This window comes from Pedobacter folensis (assembly GCF_056490665.1).
The window spans coordinates 965,917-984,687 of sequence record NZ_JBWJIF010000002.1; the positions used below are offsets into that span (position 1 = coordinate 965,917).

The following is an 18,771-nucleotide window of genomic DNA, read 5'->3' on the forward strand; positions in this document are numbered from 1 at the left end:
ATAAAAGAGTAGCGTACAAATTTATAGTGTTGTAAATAAATTAATCCATATTTGATTGAAAAATTGCGAAGATCAAATTGATAAATTGAATTAATATTTTTTTACAGAAAAAAATAAAACACCTGAATTACAATGCTAAGTGCTTATTAATTATAGGTTTATATTTTGTGTAGTCACGCAGGTATGTAAAAATCGTAGGTTTAATTAGTAAATAATCATAGAATTCGTAATTTGGTGAAATATAAGTTTTGGTTTTGCGTTACAGAATATATTCTCCAGTTATTGCTAAATACCAAAATCTAAAATTACGTACCTTTAAAGGATGAATTTCAAGTACATCAGTAAACTTGCTTTTTCTGCACTCTCAATGGCCTTGGTGTTTGGTAAAACAAATGCTCAAGTAACCATAGGCAATACCCAAACAAATGGTAGCGAGGCAAACAATATAGTAACAGCAGTTCCATTTCTGCTGATCACACCCGATGCCCGTGCCGGTGCAATGGGCGATGCTGGCGTGGCCGTTGCAGGTGATGTAAACTCGGCCAGTATTAATGCCTCTAAACTTGCTTTTTTAGATAAACCTTATGGTTTTTCAGTTTCATATAGCCCGTGGTTAAAAAGTTTGGTGCCTGATATTAATCTGGCTTATTTAAGTGGTTTTTACAAACTGGATGACCGCAATACCATTGGTGCATCTTTAAGATATTTTTCTTTAGGCTCAATCCAGCTGACTGATATCAACCAACAGGACCTGGGCATTTCCAATCCAAATGAGTTGGCTTTTGATGTTTCTTTCGCCCGTAATTTTGGTAAAGAGTTCTCCTTGGGAACCTCATTAAGATATATCTATTCAAATTTAGTTTCGGGTCAGTTTGCATCTTCCGGACAAGTGCACAGCGGAAATGCGGTAGCAGTTGATGTGTCAGGATTGTATAAAACGACTACAACGTTATTTGGCAAACAGGCTGTTCTTTCTGCCGGTGCCAATATTTCCAACATCGGAACGAAAATGAGCTATTCTGATGGTGGAGAGAATTTCTTTTTACCAACCAATTTTAAACTGGGAGGGGCGTCCACCTTCACGATGGACGATTTTAGTACCCTAACCTTTGCACTCGATTTTAATAAATTGTTGGTGCCAACACAACCCATATACGATTCGAACAATAACATTGTCAGCGGAAAAGATCCAAACCGCTCCGTTCCAGCAGGTATTTTTGGGTCATTTACTGATGCCCCTGGTGGTTTTAGTGAAGAATTAAAAGAAGTTGGAATTTCTACAGGATTGGAATATTGGTACAACCAGCAGTTTGCGGTTAGGGCCGGTTACAACTACCAAAGCCCAATGAAAGGCGATAGCCGTTACTTTACCTTGGGCGTTGGGTTAAAATACAATGTTTTTAATATCGATTTCTCTTATTTAATTGCAAATGCACAAACTAGTCCGCTTGCAAATACCTTACGTTTTGGTCTATTGTTTAACTTTGGCGAGAATAAAAGCAAAAGATAAAAAAGACTAAAGCAAAATATAGATGAAAATTAGAGTAGGTTTCGGATTCGATGTACATCAGTTAAAAGATCAGCATCCTTTTGTTGTTGGTGGGGTTACATTAGATCATCATAAAGGTGCTTTTGGGCATTCGGATGCTGATGTTTTGCTTCATGCCATTTGCGACGCACTTTTAGGTGCAGCCAATCTTCGTGATATTGGTTTCCATTTTAAAAATACCGATGATCGATGGAAAGGCATCAGTAGCATCATCTTATTAAAGGAAACGGTTAAATTACTGGCCGAAAAAGGATGGCAAATTGGCAATATCGATGCAATGCTTTGTTTAGAAGCACCAAAAATTAACCCTCATATTCCTGCAATGCAACAAAATATTGCCGAAGCCATTGGGATATCTACTGACGATATTTCGATAAAAGCAACTACCAATGAGCAAATGGGCTTTATCGGCAGGGAAGAAGGTGTTGTTTCTTATGCGGTCTGTCTGATAGAAAAACCTTAACCTACACTAGAATTTTCGGGCACTTAAGTAAGAAATCGGTAAGCCTATACAGAAAATCAGAATCACCACATTTAAAATTGCCCGTTCGTAATGAAATGGTGCCGCTGGGATTTTGGTTAGCGGAACAATCAATAGCGTCATGATCGTCCAAACAATAATGCCATAGATTATTCCTGATAGGATGATATTCTTTCTTAAAACAGTGGTTTTTGTTGATGCTATGGTATAAACTAAGGCAAAACTAAAAGCAATAAAGTAATGGAGTGCCAGGCCAATAAGGGCTGTTTTAATTCCTCCGCTAAAAGCTGCTGGTCCCAGAATAGCACTGGCGATGTATTGAAATACACCCATAAAATTCATCTTTCCTAAAAATATAACTGCTGCCAATCCATCTAATGTTCCGGCAATAAGTGCAATCAATAAAACCTTTTTAAATGAAAATGGCATTTGGTTAGATTTTTCCATTAACAATAATAATGTTTTTTTTTAAATAGCTTGTTATGAATTGTTTATGTTTTTTGTTGGGGTGAGGGGTAGATAGCGAACAAAGAAGCCAAGTTTCAAAAAACTTGGCTTCTTTTTAAATAGTCTTTCCATTAAGACCCTGAAATAAATTCAGGGTGACGCAGCGATAAATATTACGCTAACTGGTCTTTTACATTCCCGGTCCGCTTTAGCGTTCCCCAGGTTTCCAGCTCACCTTTTATGGCTTTTCTGAACGAGCGGAATAGTACAACATACATTAACTGTCGCCAGAAAAACCGTTGCGGGAAGATGTAAAGTAAATTCGTATACTTCTCTTTTTCCATGCGGAAGGCGATAGCTGCAAAAATCATATCTACAACAATAAAGATAATGTAATAGAAAAGCACTTGACCAAAACCGTTATGCAGGCTTAAAATTCCTGAAAACCCGGTTAGCGTTAAATTATTGATGGCACTTAACGAAAACAGACCACTGATTAAGGAGATAAACATGAATAGATCGGCCAATGGCGAAAATAATGGTAAAATGATCTGATAGATCAAAATATTTGGCATGCCTACCATTCCAAAATAACCATATTTCTTATTCAGTAGTGTTTTTCTGTTTTTCCAGAAGCTTTGCATTACACCAAAACTCCAGCGAAAACGTTGTTTAAGCAACATGTTTATCGTTTCGGGTGCTTCAGTATAAGCAATTGCAGTATCACAGTTTTTTACGCGGTAACCTGCTTTCAAAATACGCATGGTTAAATCGCAGTCTTCGGCCAGGGTATCAATGGTAAATCCGCCGATTTCTACGATTACATTTTTTCTGAAAGCGCCAATTGCTCCTGGTACAACCGTAATGGTATTTAATAAGTCGAAAGCACGCCTATCCATATTCTGTGCAGTGATATATTCAATAGACTGCCATTTGGTAATGATGTTGTTGGCATTTCCAACTTTCACCGTGCCAGCTACTGCCGCAATTTGGTCGCTATAAAAATAACGCATCAGTTCGGTTACTGCATCATCTTTTAGCTGGGTATCGGCATCAATACACACTACAAAGTCAGTACTGGCCTTTGATATGCCATAATTTAAAGCCGAGGCTTTACCACCGTTTGCCTTGCGAAACACCTTTACTTGCGGGTGGTTACCAAAATGTTGATCAATAATTTCAAAGGTTTTGTCTTTTGAACCATCATCTACAAAAATCAGTTCAAAATCGGGATATGTGGTTTTTAAAAGACTATTAATGGTTTGCACAGCAGTAACCTCTTCATTGTAAGCTGGAATGATGATACTCACTTTTGCTGATGGATTTGCTATCAACTTGCCGGCATGCTGTTTTGCCCTTTTTCGCTGCCTGATCGCCAGATAAGCAATAAAAATGGTCCTCAAAATGGCAAGTACAATGGCCACAGAAAAGATGATGTTTAAAATCATGTTGCCGTAGTAAAAGAAATTGATGAAAAAATAATCACCGGAGCCTGAAAAACCACTATTTGCGGTAGATTTTACTGCAGGCATGAGCTCTGATCTTTTTTTACCCATTAAATCGCCAACTGTTGTAAAAGTATAACCCTTGGCTTTGAAGAATTTTATAATCCGGGGTAAAGCGGCAACAGTTGCTTCGCGATTTCCGCCTGCATCGTGCAATAAAAGAATATTGCCATTGTCCTGCTGCTTCACTACTTCATTAAATATCTGATCAGCAGTTTTTCCAGGTTCCCAATCTTCAGGATCGATATATTCACCAATATTGATGTAATTCTCTTTACGGCTCTGGGCAACCGGCAAAATTTCGGAAATGTTTTGGGGTTCGGCATCGGCGTTAAATGGTGCCCGGAACAGAATTGTACTGTGGCCGGTAACGGCTTCAATTAACCTGCGGGTAGCATTGAGCTCGAACTTTACCCGTCTTGGTCCGATGGCCGACATATCAGGGTGGAAGAATGTATGGTTCCCAATCTCATAACCATCATTATATTCCTGTCTCAACAATTCCATGTTCTGTTCAGCCATAATGCCAACGACGAAGAAACAGCCAGGCACTTTCTCCTGCCTTAAAATATTTAATATTTGTGGTGTGTAAACCGGATCGGGACCATCATCAAAGGTTAAGGCAATTTTCTTATCGGCCTCTCCAAACCTTTTAATTACGTATTGCTCTGGTAGTCGGGTATATTTTTGATCGGCAATAGAGAAATTGTCTTTATTTAAAGTGAATTTCACACTGCCTGGTGTGGGGGTAGAAATCAGATCCAGAATTTCGCCATCGCCCAAGTAGGAGATGCCTCCCATGTTTAATGAGGCAATTTTGCGTAAATCGAATGGTTTTTTCTTTAATGTATCCAGACTAAGGTCATTAGAAATAAAAGACCATAAACGTTTGTCTTCAGAGCCTAAACGCCATAAGGCTATGCCAGCAATATCCCAGTCATCAGCCTTGCGGATTAAATTGAAATAGGTTGCCGCATCAGTAAAGTAAACCTCATGTTTTATTCCACTGCCATCGTTATAAGTATAGTTTAAGTTGGCAGAAGCCGGATCGTAGTTTATTTTACTTTTATAATTAACAGCACTGGTCATGGCATCTTCGTAGGTTACTGATTTACCCACACTATTTTTTGGCCAGTCGTAACCATAGCAAGCCAGGGCCAGGATTACTTTGCTGGCATCAACTTTACTGCAAATGTCATCCAGTTTTTCTTCCACCCATTCCTGATGAGAAATATCGCCCGCATTACTTTGCTCGGTATGCTGATCATAAGCCATCAATACAATATAATCGTTATATTTTTGAAGAATTTCGGGTTTATAATCATCGTTTTCTGGTGAAATATCCTGAGAAACAATCAGTTTTTCTGCATGAAACTGGCTATAAAGGTTTTTCATGAAAGCATTAAAACTGTCGCTGTTCTCGAGGTTCAGTTCTTCAAAATCGATATTAATTCCTCTGTAACCATATTTTTTGGTAATGGCAATCAAATCATAGATGAGCTTTTGCTGCGCGGGCTGATCATTTAATAACCGCCTTACCGCTGCACCATCCCAATGATCTTTATTGTAGTTTGAAACCACTGCAATAGCCGACTTTTTGGCTTTATGGATTACTTTCAAGGCAGCAGTATCTGCTTTATCAACAATAGAATCGCCGTTTAAAAAGAAAGATTCTGTAGCCACCATATCCAAATGGCCGATGTTCCTTTTAAGATCAGGTAATGATTTGCCCACTGTGGAAGCCCAGCTCACATAAAAAGCCATATTTATGCGTTTGCTGTTACCGCGATGGGTTAGAATACGATGCTCCCGGTCTCTTTTAATTTTTTGAAGCTTCGACTTTTCGATCGTGAAATCCCGATACTGTTGCGATTTTTTTAACTTCTCTAATTGTTTTTCTGTTAAGGGTGTATTGGTATTTATAAAAGGCAAATTTGGTGCCTGTACCGATGATAAGGTATACACCACGCAGATAATTGCGCCTATGAAAACTAAAAAAAATGTGCGGCTTACCCAGGTAAAGGTGTGCCAGCGTCTTTTAGTCTCAGTTTGAAATATTTGTTTTCCGGACATTTTTCTTTTCTGATTTATTAATCAAATGTCACTAACGAATATGAAGATTGTATGAATGCTAAATTGGAATGGTTAAGATGATTGATCGTTTGGCTTGTTTTGAAATACTGATTTTATCTCTCTATTTATCAAGGCAATAGGATGTCTTCTGGATCTTTACATCATTACGAATTTAAGGTAGTAAGGTTATCTTGCATAAATTGAAACGGAGACATGAGGAAAACGAAAAAAGCATGGTCATTCTGAGAGGTCAGCTTTAGGAAAATAAGGGAGTTGGGATGACTGGTTTTTCGTAAAATCGCCATTGGTAATCTTAAAGTGCTTGCTATAAGTTTGCCCTCTGCTCAGTCTTGCGTCGGTTAGCCACCAAATGGCTCTTACTTTTTCCTTGATGAAAAAGTAACAAACCTGAGCGCAGCGAAAGCATGCCTGCCTTAAAAACAACAACTACAAAGGCATAACTGAAAGGCTTGCATCGTTTTTTATCTGATAATGTTGCTTTTATAGGTATAAAAGATTGCTGCGCAATTTCTTGTAAAAACCTACGAAAATCTTTATTACGGCAGCCTCTAGGCTCTGGCCTCACTCATCCCACAACACTCGCTTGATTCTGCCTTGGGCTGTGATGGGATGAAAGTGGAAGCAAAGATTTCCGTGCTTTTTCCTGCGAAAATCTGCTATGCCGGATAGCAGCGTGCAGAGGATCTGTCATTGGTAGCCAGTCGATGGATAAATGTTTTTTGTTTTCAACTATTAGAGGTCTCGGACAGGCTCAGACTAACAACATTTATGCTTACTTAATGAAATTGAGTTATCCTTCAAAATATATCTACAAAAAAAAGCCAGCATTTTTTAAAATTTGCTGGCTTTTTTATCTATATGATGGATGGACGATTTTCTTTTTATTCTTCTAAATAACCGAATCGACCCTGGTTATAATCTTCAATGGCCTGGTGAATTTCATCCTGGGTGTTCATTAAAAACGGTCCGTATTGAGCAATGGGTTCATTTATAGGTTCACCGCTTAAAATCAAAATCACACTGTTTTCTAAAGCATTGACCTTAATCTCCTCACCTTTATTTTTGAAGTAGACAAATTGATCGGCTACCACGGTTTCCGATCCGTTTATTATAATCGAGCCTTCAATCACCATAAATCCGGTGTTAAAATGCTCAGGAAAGTTAAAAGTAGTTTCACCACCTTTATTCAGTCTGGCATTATAGAGTTCAATAGGGGTAAAGGTTTTTGCATTACCTTTTATGCCTTGATAGTTACCGGCTATAATTTCAATTTTTCCTCCATTTTCGGGAAGGTCAAGATGAGCCATATCAGCCTGTTTAATTTCCTGATAGCCGGGTTTGCCCATTTTATCTTTGGCTGGCAGGTTAACCCAAAGCTGCACCATTTGAAATGGACCGCCGGCTAAGCTGTATTGTGCTTCGTGATATTCTTTATGTAATATACCACTTGCAGCAGTCATCCATTGTACATCACCCGGGTAAATCACACCGCTGTTTCCGGAACTATCGTGATGCGCAACCGCACCATGATAAGCTATTGTTACGGTTTCGAAACCCCGATGTGGATGAACACCTACGCCCCTGGGTTCCTTCCTTGCAGAAAATTCGATCTTTGAGCCATAATCCATTAAGAAAAACGGGCTCATATTGATTTTATATCCGCTTGGGAAAAAATTATGTACCCTAAAGCCATCGCCAACCATATGTGGCGCTGGCGCTTTTAGTACTTTTTCTATTTGTTTTGTTTCCACGACCTTCAAATTTAAATAAGGCATGGTGCATAGGGCATGGAGCTATAACCCCATGCTTAATTTCCCTTTGCGCTATGCTTATACACTTTTTACAAACTGTAATTCGCCTAAAATGCGAACTTCTTCACTTACCATTACGCCACCAGTTTCTAATGCAGCATTCCAGGTTAAACCGAATTCGGAACGGTTAATTTTTCCGCTTAAAGTAAAACCTGCTTTGGTATTTCCCCATGGATCGGTAGCAATACCACCAAATTCTGCAGTTAATTTTACTGGTTTGGTTTCGCCTTTAATGGTTAAATCGCCTTTAACAATATAGTCGCCGCCATCTTTTTCTACTGAACTAGATTTAAATTCGATGTGTGCAAATTTTTCAGCGTCGAAAAAATCTCCACTTTTTAAGTGATTATCACGGTCAGTATTTCCGGTATCGATTGAATTGATGTCGCCTTTGAAAGAAATTTCTGCATTTTCAAATTCATCACCTTCAGATGATAATTCTGCTGAGAAAGATTTTAAACTACCGGTTACAGTAGTAATCATTAAGTGTTTTACTTTAAATTGTAATTCGCTGTGGGTTGGATCTAATGTCCATTTTGTAGTTGCCATATCTTTTGTTTTTTGAGATGTTTAATATTTACAACACAAAAGTACAGCGCAGGTTTCGACTACAGATTGATGTATGGTAAGTAATGACAGATGAAATGATTGCGTTATTGAGGGAAGGATTGAATGTTAGGATTTAACAAAAACATTCAATCTATGGTCTGAAGTGTTTATTAGCCAGCTCCTTTCTTACACGGCTTAACGATTCAGGCGTAATGCCCAGATAAGATGCGATCATCCATTGCGGCACACGGAGCGTAAGGTTAGGATAAAGTTTAATAAAATCGAGGTATCTTTCTTCCGCCGTTGCACTTAATAACATGTTGATTCTTTTCTGCATAAAGCGGATCGAATTGTTGAGCAATTTAATTTGCATGGGCTGTAAGCAGGGTACTTGTCTGGCTGCTTCTTCCATAAAATTGTTGGGCATTAACACCGCTTCGGTTGCTTCAATGGCATCGATAAAAAATATTGATGGCTCATTGTTCATGTTGTTGCGGTCAGAAACCAACCAGTTTTCGGGGGCGAACTGGAGAATGTGTTCTTTGCCTTTCGCGTCAATTGAATACGCACGCAACAAACCTTTGCCTACAAAATATCCGTGTTTGAAATTATCGCCGGTATATTGCAATATTTCGTTTTTCTCGAATTTTTTAACCTTTAAAACAGATGATATGCTTTCGAACTGTTCATCAGTTATTTCTATTTTTTCCTGTAAGTATTTTTGGAACTGATGAATCATAAAGGTGGGATGTTATTTTTTTACGGGCTTAATATCGGAAAAATCTACACCACATTTGCAATTACCACCACATCCATCTTTTTTTACCTGTAGAGATTTAAAAACCAAACGGCCAACATATACCAATGCTACCGCAAAAAGTAAAAAGACTAAAATCGTTTGAATATCCATAATGCAAATATAAGTGCTTTTAGGAGTACGGTGTTCAGATGAATGTAAATTATTGAGATACGGTTTTATCACCGCGGCAACCGGGTTTTTTATCTTGAATAGATGAATTATTATTCCTTTCGTTATAATTCATGTATCTACGAACTTTTTTGTTTGCCACGGAATCACGGAAGGAGCATATCTGTGTAATCTCTGTGGTTAAGAAAACAAGAACTATTCTTCCAAAAAGCCAACAGTACCGCCAACCCAGTCGAAATCTGCATTGTAACGAACGCCAATCATTTTGCCTTTGCTTAACCTGGCCAGATTGATGCAAAGCTGAGGCTCACCTCCATCGGGCCATAAGTACATCATTCTTACTTCTGCCTTTACACCACCATCAGGCGCCTGTACGGCTGGCTCGTAATTTACTTTTCTTTGTAAAATCCAGTTTTCGGGATCTTTTATATTGCTAATGTCTGTTTCGCTAACATCGATAATTACGCCCATGCCAGCAAAAGAGAATAAAGGCTTAAGTACGTAGTTTTCTAAATCTTTAGGGATTGTATTTAACTCATTTAAAAAACGTGTTTCAGGTACAAATTCGCTTTTTAGAAATGGCATGGTGTACTTGCTGATGCGGTAAAACCAGTTGGGGTGCGTTACCCATTCCACGTCCAGCTCCTCACGCGGATCGAAACTGTTTTTGAAAATTTCAGTATTGTCGGCCACTTCATCAAAAATCAGGCGGTTATAAATCCTTTTTAACAGGATCTTTTTGCCATCTTCTTCGTAAAAGAGTTGTTTGCCTGCTTTTTTAATGTCTTCCAGTGCCAAAATTTTAATACCAAGCATGTTTTGGGTAACCAAAAAATCGATAGCCGTTTTCTGGTTAAGTGCATCTACATCCATTAAGGCCACTTCTTCTGGCTGATGCTTACCAATAATAACCTCTTTAAGCAGGTTGATGTACTTTTCTTCGGTAAATCCGTTTAAAAAATAATTAACCGAATGGTCAATTTCGAAACTGCTTTGAAACGTTTTGGCCAGATGATGCTGAAAGCCATATAAGGAAGGAAATCCCTGCATTTCGATTAACATGGGAACAAGTTCTCCCCCTTCATTTTTACATATGCCAAAATCGAAGGTTAAAAAGTGAGGCTGTTCATTTTCATTGGGCACATTCCAGCTTACAGGAATTGATTTTTGCGTGAGTTCCTTAAAGTTAGGTTGCTTTATTAATTTTATGATTTCTTCACCCGCTGCAATCAGTTTTTCTTTTAACGCTTTAGGTAAAAAAACTGGCGTTTCTGCCACACGAAATGGAATTGGTGGATAGCCATTTTGCAATTCGGCAAGGAAGTTTTGATACTTCTCTTCGGTAAACTGCTGGTTATATTTTTGGCGTTGTGAAGGTATCATGTATAATGTGTTGTTTAGATTTTGCCAAGTAGTGCGTCCTTATGTAGTTCCGTCAGTTTTAAATCCAAATCTGACATAAAACTGCATTGAATTATTTTTACTATTTCATTTCTATTGATGGTGTTAGGATTTCTTCTCACTTGCATATAATGATCTCTTGTAATTTTCATAGTGAGTTTACCAATTGAGATATATTCAATCTCCTGACGGAGCTTCATTGCTATCCAGTTAAAAATCAAACAAGTCAAAATCCCTGTCAAAGCAAATTTCCAATTAAAGAAAAAAGCTACCAATGAGATTATAAAACCACCAATAATTAAAAATATTAGCCAAGTTTTCATTGTTAAAAAATTAACTGGTATACCTAGTTCTTTTTGAAATGCTTTTATTTTCTTCCTACGACCAATCCTAGGAAAAACTTCATCAAGGCGAGTCCTAGGGGTAATACTTTCTCTATCAATTTTTTGTGAAACAGCGATGGCACTTCGGATCTTATAAAAGGCTTGTTGAGAGGTACAACTTTCTTCATTCTGATAAGCAATGTTATCTTGGAAAACCTGGCAGATATCTCCAAATGTTTTTGTTTCTGAAAAAGCATCAGATGACAAATTGAGTTCAAAAGCTTTTGCTATGTAGCCTAGTGTATCTTCTACATCCCGTAATTCGATATCTTGTAGCTTATAGTCTTCTACCGCTTTCATGAGTGTTAGTTCTATGCCTCTTGTAAATTCCCAATTGCTTTTTGTAAGAAATTAGGTAAAATAACACTTTGCGTCAGCACAATCCTTGCCGGATCGTCTAAACTGTTTAACATATCCAGGTATTTTTGTTCGCCATGCATATCAACAATAGCCTTTTTCTTTTCCTCCTGAAGCAAATACATTTTCATGCCTACCGGATCAGCTTCTGGATGGAACTGTGTGCCGATAATTTCATCAGAGAAGCGGATCGACATCATACAGCGTTCTAAATCGACATGTTTACGTTCTTTTTCGATGGCCAATAATTTAGCGCCTTTTTTCTCGAAAGCAGCAAAATCTGGTTCGATAACCTGCCAGTCTCTGCTATCGACTGAAAAGAAAGGGTTGGTGATGCCATTAAAAATTTCGTCTTTTTCTCCATCTTCTGTTAAGGTGATGGGGAAAATACCAAAAGCATTCGAGCGCCTTTCGGTTACATTGCCCAATTCATATTTTCTGCAAGCCAACTGGAAGGAATGGCAGATCAAAAAGGCATACTTTTTTCTTTCGTCGTTTTTATGGTTAAAAGCTTCTATCTGATCTAGGAGGTGAAAGAAATCATTTTCCCATTGTTCACCCTTACTTTCAACCGGACTTCCTGGCCCGCCACTAGAAATATAAGCATCATATCCGATGCCTGGTATTTCTCCTTTTTGCCTTAAATCAAAAATATCAAAGCTTAAATCGATATTGTTTTCGTTTTTAAAACGGGATAAAATTTCCTGAATCCCCCGCATACCCTGATTAGGTGCACCGTTATTCATGTCAATAACGGCCACCTTTAAGCTACTTTTATCCATTATAAAATTACTTTGCGCCTATAAGTGTTTGAGTAGTAATATAATCTACCACCGCCTCAAAGTTACCAGTTTGTTGGTAAACTGCCAACTGCCGGTCTGCGCCTGTGCCATGTTCGAGGATTTTATGCACATAATTAATATCATCACGGCAGCCTAAATCATCTACTACATCATCCACAAAATCCAGTAATTCTAAAATAAGATTGCGGCAGTTTACTTCCATTTCTTTTCCAAAATCGATTAGATTTCCGTCAATTCCATAGCGTGCAGCCCGCCATTTATTCTCGTTAATTAATGCTCTCGAATAACTGATAAATTCCATGTTCTGCAACCGTAATTTGTACAGTTTGGCACATAAAGCCTGAAATAATGCAGTAAAAGCCATGGTTTCATCAATTAACATCGGGCAATCGCAAATGCGGAATTCAACGGTATCAAAAAACGGATGGACACGAATATCCCACCAGATTTTTTTTGCATTGTCCATGCAATTGGTTTTGATGAGCAGTTTTACATAATTATCATAATCCTCGATGCTGTTAAAAATATCCGGAATACCGGTGCGGGGAAATTTATCGAAAATTTTAGTGCGGAAAGATTTGTAACCTGTATTTCGTGATTCCCAAAAAGGAGAATTGGTTGATAAAGCAAAAACGTGCGGTAAAAAATACCTCACCTGGTTGGCAATATGAATGGCCAGTTCACGAGACTGGAAACCTACATGTACATGCAGGCCAAAAATGAGGTTAGAGCGTGCGGCTTCCTGCAGTTCGTTTACAATCTCATTATAGCGTGGATGTTCAGTAATTAACTGTTTTTCCCAGTGCGAAAAGGGGTGAGTGCCAGCAGCGCCAATTCTTAAGCCCTGTTCGCCAGCGAGTTGTGATACGGTATAACGTAGCTGAGAAATCTCTTTACGTGCCTCGGTGGTTGTTTTGCAAATGCCAGTTCCAACTTCTACTACAGCTTGGTGCATTTCGGCCTTAACCTGGTCTTTGTGGATTTTTTGTGCAGCCTCTACAATTTTTTGGTCGTGAGAAGTAAGCTCTCTGGTAACGGGATCAATTACCATGTATTCTTCTTCTATGCCCAGCGTAAACTCGTTCATCCTGATATTGATTAAAATTTAAATCCCAATTATTTTTTTTGTGCAGCTTTTTTAGGCTTTGCTGGTGCTTTTTCTGCTGTTGCCGGTTTCTTTGGTGTAGCTTTAGCCTTTTCCGTAACAGTAACTTTCTTTGGCGCTGCCGCTTTAGCCACCTTTGGTGCAGCCTTAGCCATTAGCGGTTTACCACCAACCGACGATTTAATGTATTCGCCCCAGGTTAAGTTATCTTGTCCGTCTTTTTGCGCTTTAGCCCTTTCAATGGCATAATTGGCTGTGGCTTCTACTACCCAGTCAAAATTTTCCTGACCAACGCTTTTAATGTCGGCATCTGGTGCGGGGTTACAGAAATCAATCGCAATAGGCACGCCATCCCGAACAGCGAATTCAACCGTATTGAAATCGTATCCTAAATATTTACATAGTTTTAAGGTGTATTCTTCTACGGTTTTAAGCAGTTTTGGATCTGGCGATTTACCTTCTGTTGCATAGCGCAAATGATGTGGGTTCCGTGGATCGTACTGCATAATACGCACGTATTTTCCACCTATGCAATAACACCTGAAATATTCTTCGAAAATAATTTCTTCCTGCAAAAGCATCACCAGTTGTTGTGTGCCGCTATGTTTATCAAAAAAATCTTCTTTATCATGCAGTTTATAAACATCTCTCCAGCCCCCACCATCGTAAGGCTTCATATAGGCAGGAAAGCCAGTGTATTCAAAAATGGCATTCCAATCTAAAGGCATGGTTAAGTTCGAGAAAGATTCTCCAGTGGTTCCTGTAGGGTGTTCCCGTGATGGGATTAAAGCAGTTTTGGGTACGGGTACACCAATTTGCTCAGCCAGTGCATTATTGAAAAATTTCTCATCAGCACTCCACCAAAATGGATTGTTGATTACGGCAGTTCCGGTAATTGCGGCATTTTTTAATGATGCACGGTAGAATGGTACATCCTGCGAAATGCGATCGATAATGACCGAATAACCTAATGGTGCATTCTGAAATATTTTGTCGATTTTAACAGCTTCGGCAGTAATGCCTTTTTCTGCTTTTTGATTGATTCTTTCGATTACGGCTTCAGGAAAAGAGCGTTCCTGTCCAAATAAAATCCCTATTTTTTTCATCGTTTTAAATTTGTTTTTCAATGGTGATTAAGCGATCATGAGCAGTGTTGCTGGCTGTACTTGTTTGCTCATGATGGTTTCATTGGTAAATTTTAGTTTAATTGTTTAACTGGTTAATCGGTTAATTGTTTTAAAACTGTAGTTCTTGCTAAGTAATAGACCCGGGATGTTGGTCTTTAGCCTAAATAATTATAATTGTGCGATATAATCCGGAAACATTTCTCTCCAGATGGGCCAATCGTGATCCGCATTTTGCCTGATATCAAGCCAATGGTCGATGCCTTTTTTACTTAAAATTTCTGATAAACGTTCATTGTCGCCCCTGCACATATCCCGATCGGTTGTACCCAGCACAATTTTCATGTAGTGTAATTCAGGATTACTGTTGTTCAGCAGGTTGTCAACAGGGTTGTTGAAATAAACATCATCATTGTAAAAACCATCCAGCTGTCCAGAAATATCGAAAGCGCCACTCATGCTAAACATATGGCTAACCAGCCAGGGATGCCTGAAAGCGAAATTAGCAGCATGGTAACCGCCAAAACTACAGCCGGCAGTAATAATTTTGCTGTGTCCGGTTTCATGTCTGGCCAAAGGTGCTACTTCTTCCAGTAAATACTTGTCGTACCAGATGTGGTTTTTAACCCTGTCTGCAGGATGAATACTTTTGTTGTACCAGCTTAATTTGTCAACACCATCTGGGCAATAGATCTTAATTTTTCCTTCGTTGATAAAACCCTCAACAGAATCGATCAACTTAAAGTCTTTATTTTCAAAATATCGACCCATGCTTGTCGGGAACAGTAGGATAGGGATACCACCGTGACCAAAGATGAGCATGTCGATTTCGCCACTTAAATTCGGGCTGTACCATTTCTTATGTTCTTCTTTAACCATAATAAAAATTGAATGACTTAAGGTATAAATTAAAATCTACAAAAAGAATAGCTTAAGCCGTAAAAATGATACAAATCGAAAGGCAATTGTAAAAAATAACCTATGATAATTAATAGTTTACGGAGATTTGTACCTTTGCACCCTAATTCTGAGGCGATAGCCATGTGATAGGGATTTTGATTATGATGTACACCACAATTTTATCGGTAAAAGTTAACACCAGCCACTTTAAAATACCCTCAGCTTATTTAAAGCATGAGGTAGAAATAGATATTTATACACCTGAAGGTATTTTAGGGAATGAAAAAATAGAGCTTCTTTTATTAAATGATGGGCAGGATGTGGCCAAAATGGAGTTTAGCCGCATTTTAGAAGAAGCCCACCATGGCAAAAGAAACCACAGGTTAATTGTTGTGGCCATTAGGGCATCAGCCGACCGATTAATGGAATATGGTGTTGCAGGCGTTCCTGATTTTAAGGGCCGCGGGGCAAAAGCTCACTTGTACAGCGATTTCGTGATCAAAGAACTTTTACCTTTCGTTAAAAAGAAAATTGCGATGCCAATAACCGGTAAAGTAGGTTTTGCCGGATTTTCTTTGGGCGGTTTATCTGCTTTTGATATTGCCTGGAACAATCCTTCTGCTTTTGATGCCGTTGGTGTTTTTTCTGGTGCATTTTGGTGGAGAAAAAAAGATTTGGCCGAGGGTTATACCGATGCCGACCGTATTATGCATGCGCAGCTGGAAAGTACTTCTACCAGTCCGGATATGAAATTCTGGTTAATGACTGGAACGGAAGACGAGAAGGCCGATCGGAATAAAAATATGATCATCGATTCGATAGACGATACGATTGATGTGGTTAAAATACTCTTAAACAAAGGCTATAAAAGGCCTGACAATGTTTTTTACTACGAAAAAGTAGGCGGTAAACACGATGTTCCCACCTGGGAAAGTGTAATGCCGGCCTTTTTAGATTGGGCATTTGAAGTTTAACGGTTATATCTTCGCCAAAAGCGCACTCATTTTTAAACTGAGTTTCTTAGCCCCGATTTCGTTAAGGTGATCGCCATCGTAAAAATCCTGCGCATGGAATGAACTATCCTGCAAAAGATTGAAGTACCTGACTGTGGAGTGAAAAGTATTCAGTTTTTTAATGGTAGAAAGCGTAGTTTTCAACTGGTTTTTGCTTAAATGTGATACATAAGATTTATAAGCCGGACTGGTAAACAAGACCACCTTTATATGCTTGTGCTCGGCAAAGGCGATAATTTCATCCAGTAAATGCAGGTTAGTTGAATATTGTAGATTATCTTTCGCAGTGTGTCGTGCTGCGGCTGTTACGCCACTTTTGATTAAGTCTTTGTGATGAATCGCTTTGTAGCTCGAACCCCAACCCAGGCTGCTGCAGCTAATGTCATTTTCCCCTCTAACATAATGGTTTAAAAGCCGGCTTAAATTGATGTCGAGTTTATTGCTCAGTATTTCCGTACTGTTAAAAATTTTATGATCAGTATTGATGTCGTAATAAATGCGGTAATTTTTTGCCCGCCAGGCTTCAGGACTATTTTCTAAACGGCCATAAAAGGAAAAATAATCAACAGGGATGACAATGTATTTTAAATGATCCCATTGTTGGCTGTATTTTTTTAAAATTTCCAGATCATAATCAAAGGATTGCGAAATGTAACTCGCGTTAAAGCTCGATTTGATGTATTTCGGATCGATGCCATAATAGACATGAGAGCTGCCCAGAAACAAAATACTTACCTCTTTGGCGTGATGGTCGAGGTAACTTTTTTTGTACTCGTAATCGTTTGGAATCCTTCGAATCAAAACTTCGCAAAAAACAGCCAGAAAGAGAATGGGAAGCAGAAAGATGGCGATAGATCTAGTGAATTTTTTCATAGCTAAAATTGAAAGTAAATGAATTGTTGTTCGGCGCCTGCGAAAAAAAATATAACCAGCACAAGGCCGTAATAAATACCCCATCTAATTGGTCTAGGCCACGATAATGCAAATCTGGCAATGGCATATTGTTCCATTCTGCCATTCCATTCTATTAAAATAAAAAAGGCCAATAAGAGAAATAGTTTAACCGGCAATATTTGGGGAATACTGAAAAACGACTCAGAACCAATGGCTGATATGATGTTGAAAGCATGCTGTACCGAATTTGCTCTGAAAAAGATCCAGGCGAAAACAGTTAAACCGAAGGTTAATACAATCGCTGCAAATTCTTTTAAGCTTGGGAATACGCTTCCTTGAGCAACGGTATCCAGGTTCGATCGGTTAGTATTGAAAACAATCGAGGGCATAATGTACAGTGCGTTTAATAATCCCCAGATGATGAATGTCCAGTTGGCGCCGTGCCAAAAACCGCTCACCAAGAAGATGATAAACGTATTCCTTACTTTTATCCAGGCGCCGCCTTTGCTTCCACCCAGTGGGATATACAAATAATCCCTGAACCAGGTGGATAACGAGATATGCCATCTCCGCCAGAATTCGGCAATATCTCTGGAGAAATAGGGATAGGCAAAGTTTCTTAATAGCTCAATCCCAAATAACCGTGCTGTACCCAAGGCAATGTCTGAATAGCCAGAGAAATCCCCATAAATCTGAAAGGCAAAAAGGATGGCGCCCAGCAATAAAGTGCTGCCCGAATATTCTCCGGAATGATTAAAAATCATATTGGCGTAATTGGCACACTGATCGGCAATGACGATTTTTTTAAACAAGCCCCATAAAATCTGTCGTAAACCATCAATCGCCCTGCTGTAATCAAAAGATCTTTCTTTTTTAATCTGAGGAAGCAAATGCGTGGCCCGTTCTATGGGTCCGGCAACCAGCAGCGGGAAAAAACTCACAAATAAAGAATAATCAATAAAGTTCTTTTCTGCCGGTATACGGTTTTTATAAATATCGATTACATACGACAAACCATGAAAAGTATAAAACGATATGCCCACAGGTAAAATAACTTTTAACGTCCATGGGTTTACCTGAAGGCCAAAATTTGCAATGGCATCGGCAAAAGAGTCGGCGAAAAAATTGTAGTATTTAAATATCCCTAAAAAACCCAGATTGATGGAAATGCTCAGCCAGAACCAGAATTTTTTAGACTTGCTGTTTTTACTTTCCGTCATTTTTAAGCCGGTGAAATAATCCAGTAAGGTGGAAAAAATGAGCAGGAACATAAAACGCCAATCCCAGCAGGCATAAAAGAAATAGCTTGCCCCCAGCAATAATATATTTTGAGATCTTAAACGTTCTTTTCCCAAAACCCAGTACAGTATAAAAACTATGGGCAGAAAAGCAGCAAAGCTAAAAGAGTTAAACAGCATAGCGTTGAG

Annotated in this window: 17 protein-coding genes; 3 read left to right on the top strand and 14 right to left on the bottom strand. The window is 38.7% G+C overall.

What is annotated here, in order from left to right; genetic code table 11:
* Positions 1 to 322 precede the first annotated feature (322 nt).
* Together porV and ispF are read left to right on the top strand one after the other, a co-directional pair.
* The gene (gene porV / locus AC04QZ_RS12755) at positions 323 to 1,510 is read left to right on the top strand and encodes a type IX secretion system outer membrane channel protein PorV (protein ID WP_086548885.1); all 1,188 of its coding nucleotides are present in this window, start codon (positions 323 to 325) and stop codon (positions 1,508 to 1,510) included.
* Positions 1,511 to 1,532: 22 nt separating this feature from the next.
* Positions 1,533 to 2,012, top strand: a complete 480-nt coding sequence (gene ispF / locus AC04QZ_RS12760) for a 2-C-methyl-D-erythritol 2,4-cyclodiphosphate synthase (RefSeq protein ID WP_478358054.1) — start codon at positions 1,533 to 1,535, stop codon at positions 2,010 to 2,012.
* Positions 2,013 to 2,018: 6 nt separating this feature from the next.
* On the opposite strand, the gene AC04QZ_RS12765 is transcribed toward ispF, so the two are convergent.
* The 12 genes from AC04QZ_RS12765 to AC04QZ_RS12820 form a co-directional block, all read right to left on the bottom strand.
* Positions 2,019 to 2,477, bottom strand: a complete 459-nt coding sequence (locus AC04QZ_RS12765) for a hypothetical protein (protein WP_478358055.1) — start codon at positions 2,475 to 2,477, stop codon at positions 2,019 to 2,021.
* A 173-nt stretch (positions 2,478 to 2,650) separates the two neighbouring features.
* The gene (locus tag AC04QZ_RS12770; RefSeq protein ID WP_478358056.1) at positions 2,651 to 6,055 is read right to left on the bottom strand and encodes a trifunctional glycoside hydrolase family 18/polysaccharide deacetylase/glycosyltransferase family 2 protein; all 3,405 of its coding nucleotides are present in this window, start codon (positions 6,053 to 6,055) and stop codon (positions 2,651 to 2,653) included.
* Positions 6,056 to 6,957: 902 nt separating this feature from the next.
* Positions 6,958 to 7,827, bottom strand: a complete 870-nt coding sequence (locus tag AC04QZ_RS12775; protein WP_478358057.1) for a pirin family protein — start codon at positions 7,825 to 7,827, stop codon at positions 6,958 to 6,960.
* A gap of 78 nt (positions 7,828 to 7,905) precedes the next feature.
* Entirely contained in the window at positions 7,906 to 8,436 is a 531-nt protein-coding gene (locus AC04QZ_RS12780; protein WP_086548889.1) for a YceI family protein, read from the bottom strand.
* 151 nt (positions 8,437 to 8,587) lie between these two features.
* Positions 8,588 to 9,175 carry a Crp/Fnr family transcriptional regulator gene (locus tag AC04QZ_RS12785; protein WP_086548890.1) on the bottom strand — a complete coding sequence of 196 codons (588 nt, stop codon included), beginning with the start codon at positions 9,173 to 9,175 and terminating at the stop codon, positions 8,588 to 8,590.
* A 12-nt stretch (positions 9,176 to 9,187) separates the two neighbouring features.
* Positions 9,188 to 9,346 (bottom strand): FeoB-associated Cys-rich membrane protein, encoded by a 159-nt coding sequence (locus AC04QZ_RS12790; RefSeq protein ID WP_082458743.1) that lies wholly within the window; start codon positions 9,344 to 9,346, stop codon positions 9,188 to 9,190.
* A gap of 213 nt (positions 9,347 to 9,559) precedes the next feature.
* Positions 9,560 to 10,747 carry a hypothetical protein gene (locus AC04QZ_RS12795; protein ID WP_478358058.1) on the bottom strand — a complete coding sequence of 396 codons (1,188 nt, stop codon included), beginning with the start codon at positions 10,745 to 10,747 and terminating at the stop codon, positions 9,560 to 9,562.
* Between the two features lie 14 nt (positions 10,748 to 10,761).
* Positions 10,762 to 11,448, bottom strand: coding sequence for a hypothetical protein (locus tag AC04QZ_RS12800; RefSeq protein ID WP_478358059.1), 687 nt, complete (start codon positions 11,446 to 11,448; stop codon positions 10,762 to 10,764).
* Between the two features lie 11 nt (positions 11,449 to 11,459).
* Positions 11,460 to 12,287, bottom strand: a complete 828-nt coding sequence (locus tag AC04QZ_RS12805) for a type 1 glutamine amidotransferase (RefSeq protein WP_478358060.1) — start codon at positions 12,285 to 12,287, stop codon at positions 11,460 to 11,462.
* 7 nt (positions 12,288 to 12,294) lie between these two features.
* Positions 12,295 to 13,395: a carboxylate-amine ligase gene (locus tag AC04QZ_RS12810; RefSeq protein ID WP_029274724.1), complete on the bottom strand. Its 1,101-nt coding sequence runs from the start codon at positions 13,393 to 13,395 to the stop codon at positions 12,295 to 12,297.
* Between the two features lie 29 nt (positions 13,396 to 13,424).
* The gene (locus AC04QZ_RS12815) at positions 13,425 to 14,519 is read right to left on the bottom strand and encodes an ATP-grasp domain-containing protein (RefSeq protein WP_478358061.1); all 1,095 of its coding nucleotides are present in this window, start codon (positions 14,517 to 14,519) and stop codon (positions 13,425 to 13,427) included.
* Between the two features lie 189 nt (positions 14,520 to 14,708).
* A complete protein-coding gene (locus AC04QZ_RS12820; protein WP_478358062.1) occupies positions 14,709 to 15,416 on the bottom strand; it encodes an esterase family protein in 708 nt (235 codons plus the stop codon).
* 182 nt (positions 15,417 to 15,598) lie between these two features.
* On the opposite strand from AC04QZ_RS12820, the gene AC04QZ_RS12825 reads away from it, so the two are divergent.
* The gene (locus AC04QZ_RS12825; RefSeq protein WP_478358063.1) at positions 15,599 to 16,411 is read left to right on the top strand and encodes an alpha/beta hydrolase; all 813 of its coding nucleotides are present in this window, start codon (positions 15,599 to 15,601) and stop codon (positions 16,409 to 16,411) included.
* A 3-nt stretch (positions 16,412 to 16,414) separates the two neighbouring features.
* Here the strand turns inward: AC04QZ_RS12825 and AC04QZ_RS12830 are convergent, their stop codons facing one another.
* Both AC04QZ_RS12830 and AC04QZ_RS12835 read right to left on the bottom strand, forming a co-directional pair.
* Complete coding sequence (locus tag AC04QZ_RS12830; RefSeq protein WP_478358064.1) at positions 16,415 to 17,323, bottom strand: hypothetical protein; 909 nt, start codon at positions 17,321 to 17,323, stop codon at positions 16,415 to 16,417.
* Positions 17,324 to 17,325: 2 nt separating this feature from the next.
* Positions 17,326 to 18,762: an MBOAT family O-acyltransferase gene (locus AC04QZ_RS12835; RefSeq protein ID WP_478358065.1), complete on the bottom strand. Its 1,437-nt coding sequence runs from the start codon at positions 18,760 to 18,762 to the stop codon at positions 17,326 to 17,328.
* Positions 18,763 to 18,771: the final 9 nt, after the last annotated feature.

Bases quoted from the DNA above. Each gene is read 5' to 3' on its own strand.
- AC04QZ_RS12765 (WP_478358055.1), bottom strand. From the start codon at position 2,477: ATGGAAAAATCTAACCAAATGCCATTTTCATTTAAAAAGGTTTTATTG.
- AC04QZ_RS12810 (WP_029274724.1), bottom strand. From the start codon at position 13,395: ATGAACGAGTTTACGCTGGGCATAGAAGAAGAATACATGGTAATTGAT.
- AC04QZ_RS12805 (WP_478358060.1), bottom strand. From the start codon at position 12,287: ATGGATAAAAGTAGCTTAAAGGTGGCCGTTATTGACATGAATAACGGT.
- AC04QZ_RS12820 (WP_478358062.1), bottom strand. From the start codon at position 15,416: ATGGTTAAAGAAGAACATAAGAAATGGTACAGCCCGAATTTAAGTGGC.
- AC04QZ_RS12770 (WP_478358056.1), bottom strand. From the start codon at position 6,055: ATGTCCGGAAAACAAATATTTCAAACTGAGACTAAAAGACGCTGGCAC.
- ispF (WP_478358054.1), top strand. From the start codon at position 1,533: ATGAAAATTAGAGTAGGTTTCGGATTCGATGTACATCAGTTAAAAGAT.
- AC04QZ_RS12830 (WP_478358064.1), bottom strand. From the start codon at position 17,323: ATGAAAAAATTCACTAGATCTATCGCCATCTTTCTGCTTCCCATTCTC.
- AC04QZ_RS12835 (WP_478358065.1), bottom strand. From the start codon at position 18,762: ATGCTGTTTAACTCTTTTAGCTTTGCTGCTTTTCTGCCCATAGTTTTT.
- AC04QZ_RS12785 (WP_086548890.1), bottom strand. From the start codon at position 9,175: ATGATTCATCAGTTCCAAAAATACTTACAGGAAAAAATAGAAATAACT.
- AC04QZ_RS12795 (WP_478358058.1), bottom strand. From the start codon at position 10,747: ATGATACCTTCACAACGCCAAAAATATAACCAGCAGTTTACCGAAGAG.
- AC04QZ_RS12800 (WP_478358059.1), bottom strand. From the start codon at position 11,448: ATGAAAGCGGTAGAAGACTATAAGCTACAAGATATCGAATTACGGGAT.
- AC04QZ_RS12815 (WP_478358061.1), bottom strand. From the start codon at position 14,519: ATGAAAAAAATAGGGATTTTATTTGGACAGGAACGCTCTTTTCCTGAA.
- AC04QZ_RS12790 (WP_082458743.1), bottom strand. From the start codon at position 9,346: ATGGATATTCAAACGATTTTAGTCTTTTTACTTTTTGCGGTAGCATTG.
- AC04QZ_RS12780 (WP_086548889.1), bottom strand. From the start codon at position 8,436: ATGGCAACTACAAAATGGACATTAGATCCAACCCACAGCGAATTACAA.
- porV (WP_086548885.1), top strand. From the start codon at position 323: ATGAATTTCAAGTACATCAGTAAACTTGCTTTTTCTGCACTCTCAATG.
- AC04QZ_RS12825 (WP_478358063.1), top strand. From the start codon at position 15,599: ATGATGTACACCACAATTTTATCGGTAAAAGTTAACACCAGCCACTTT.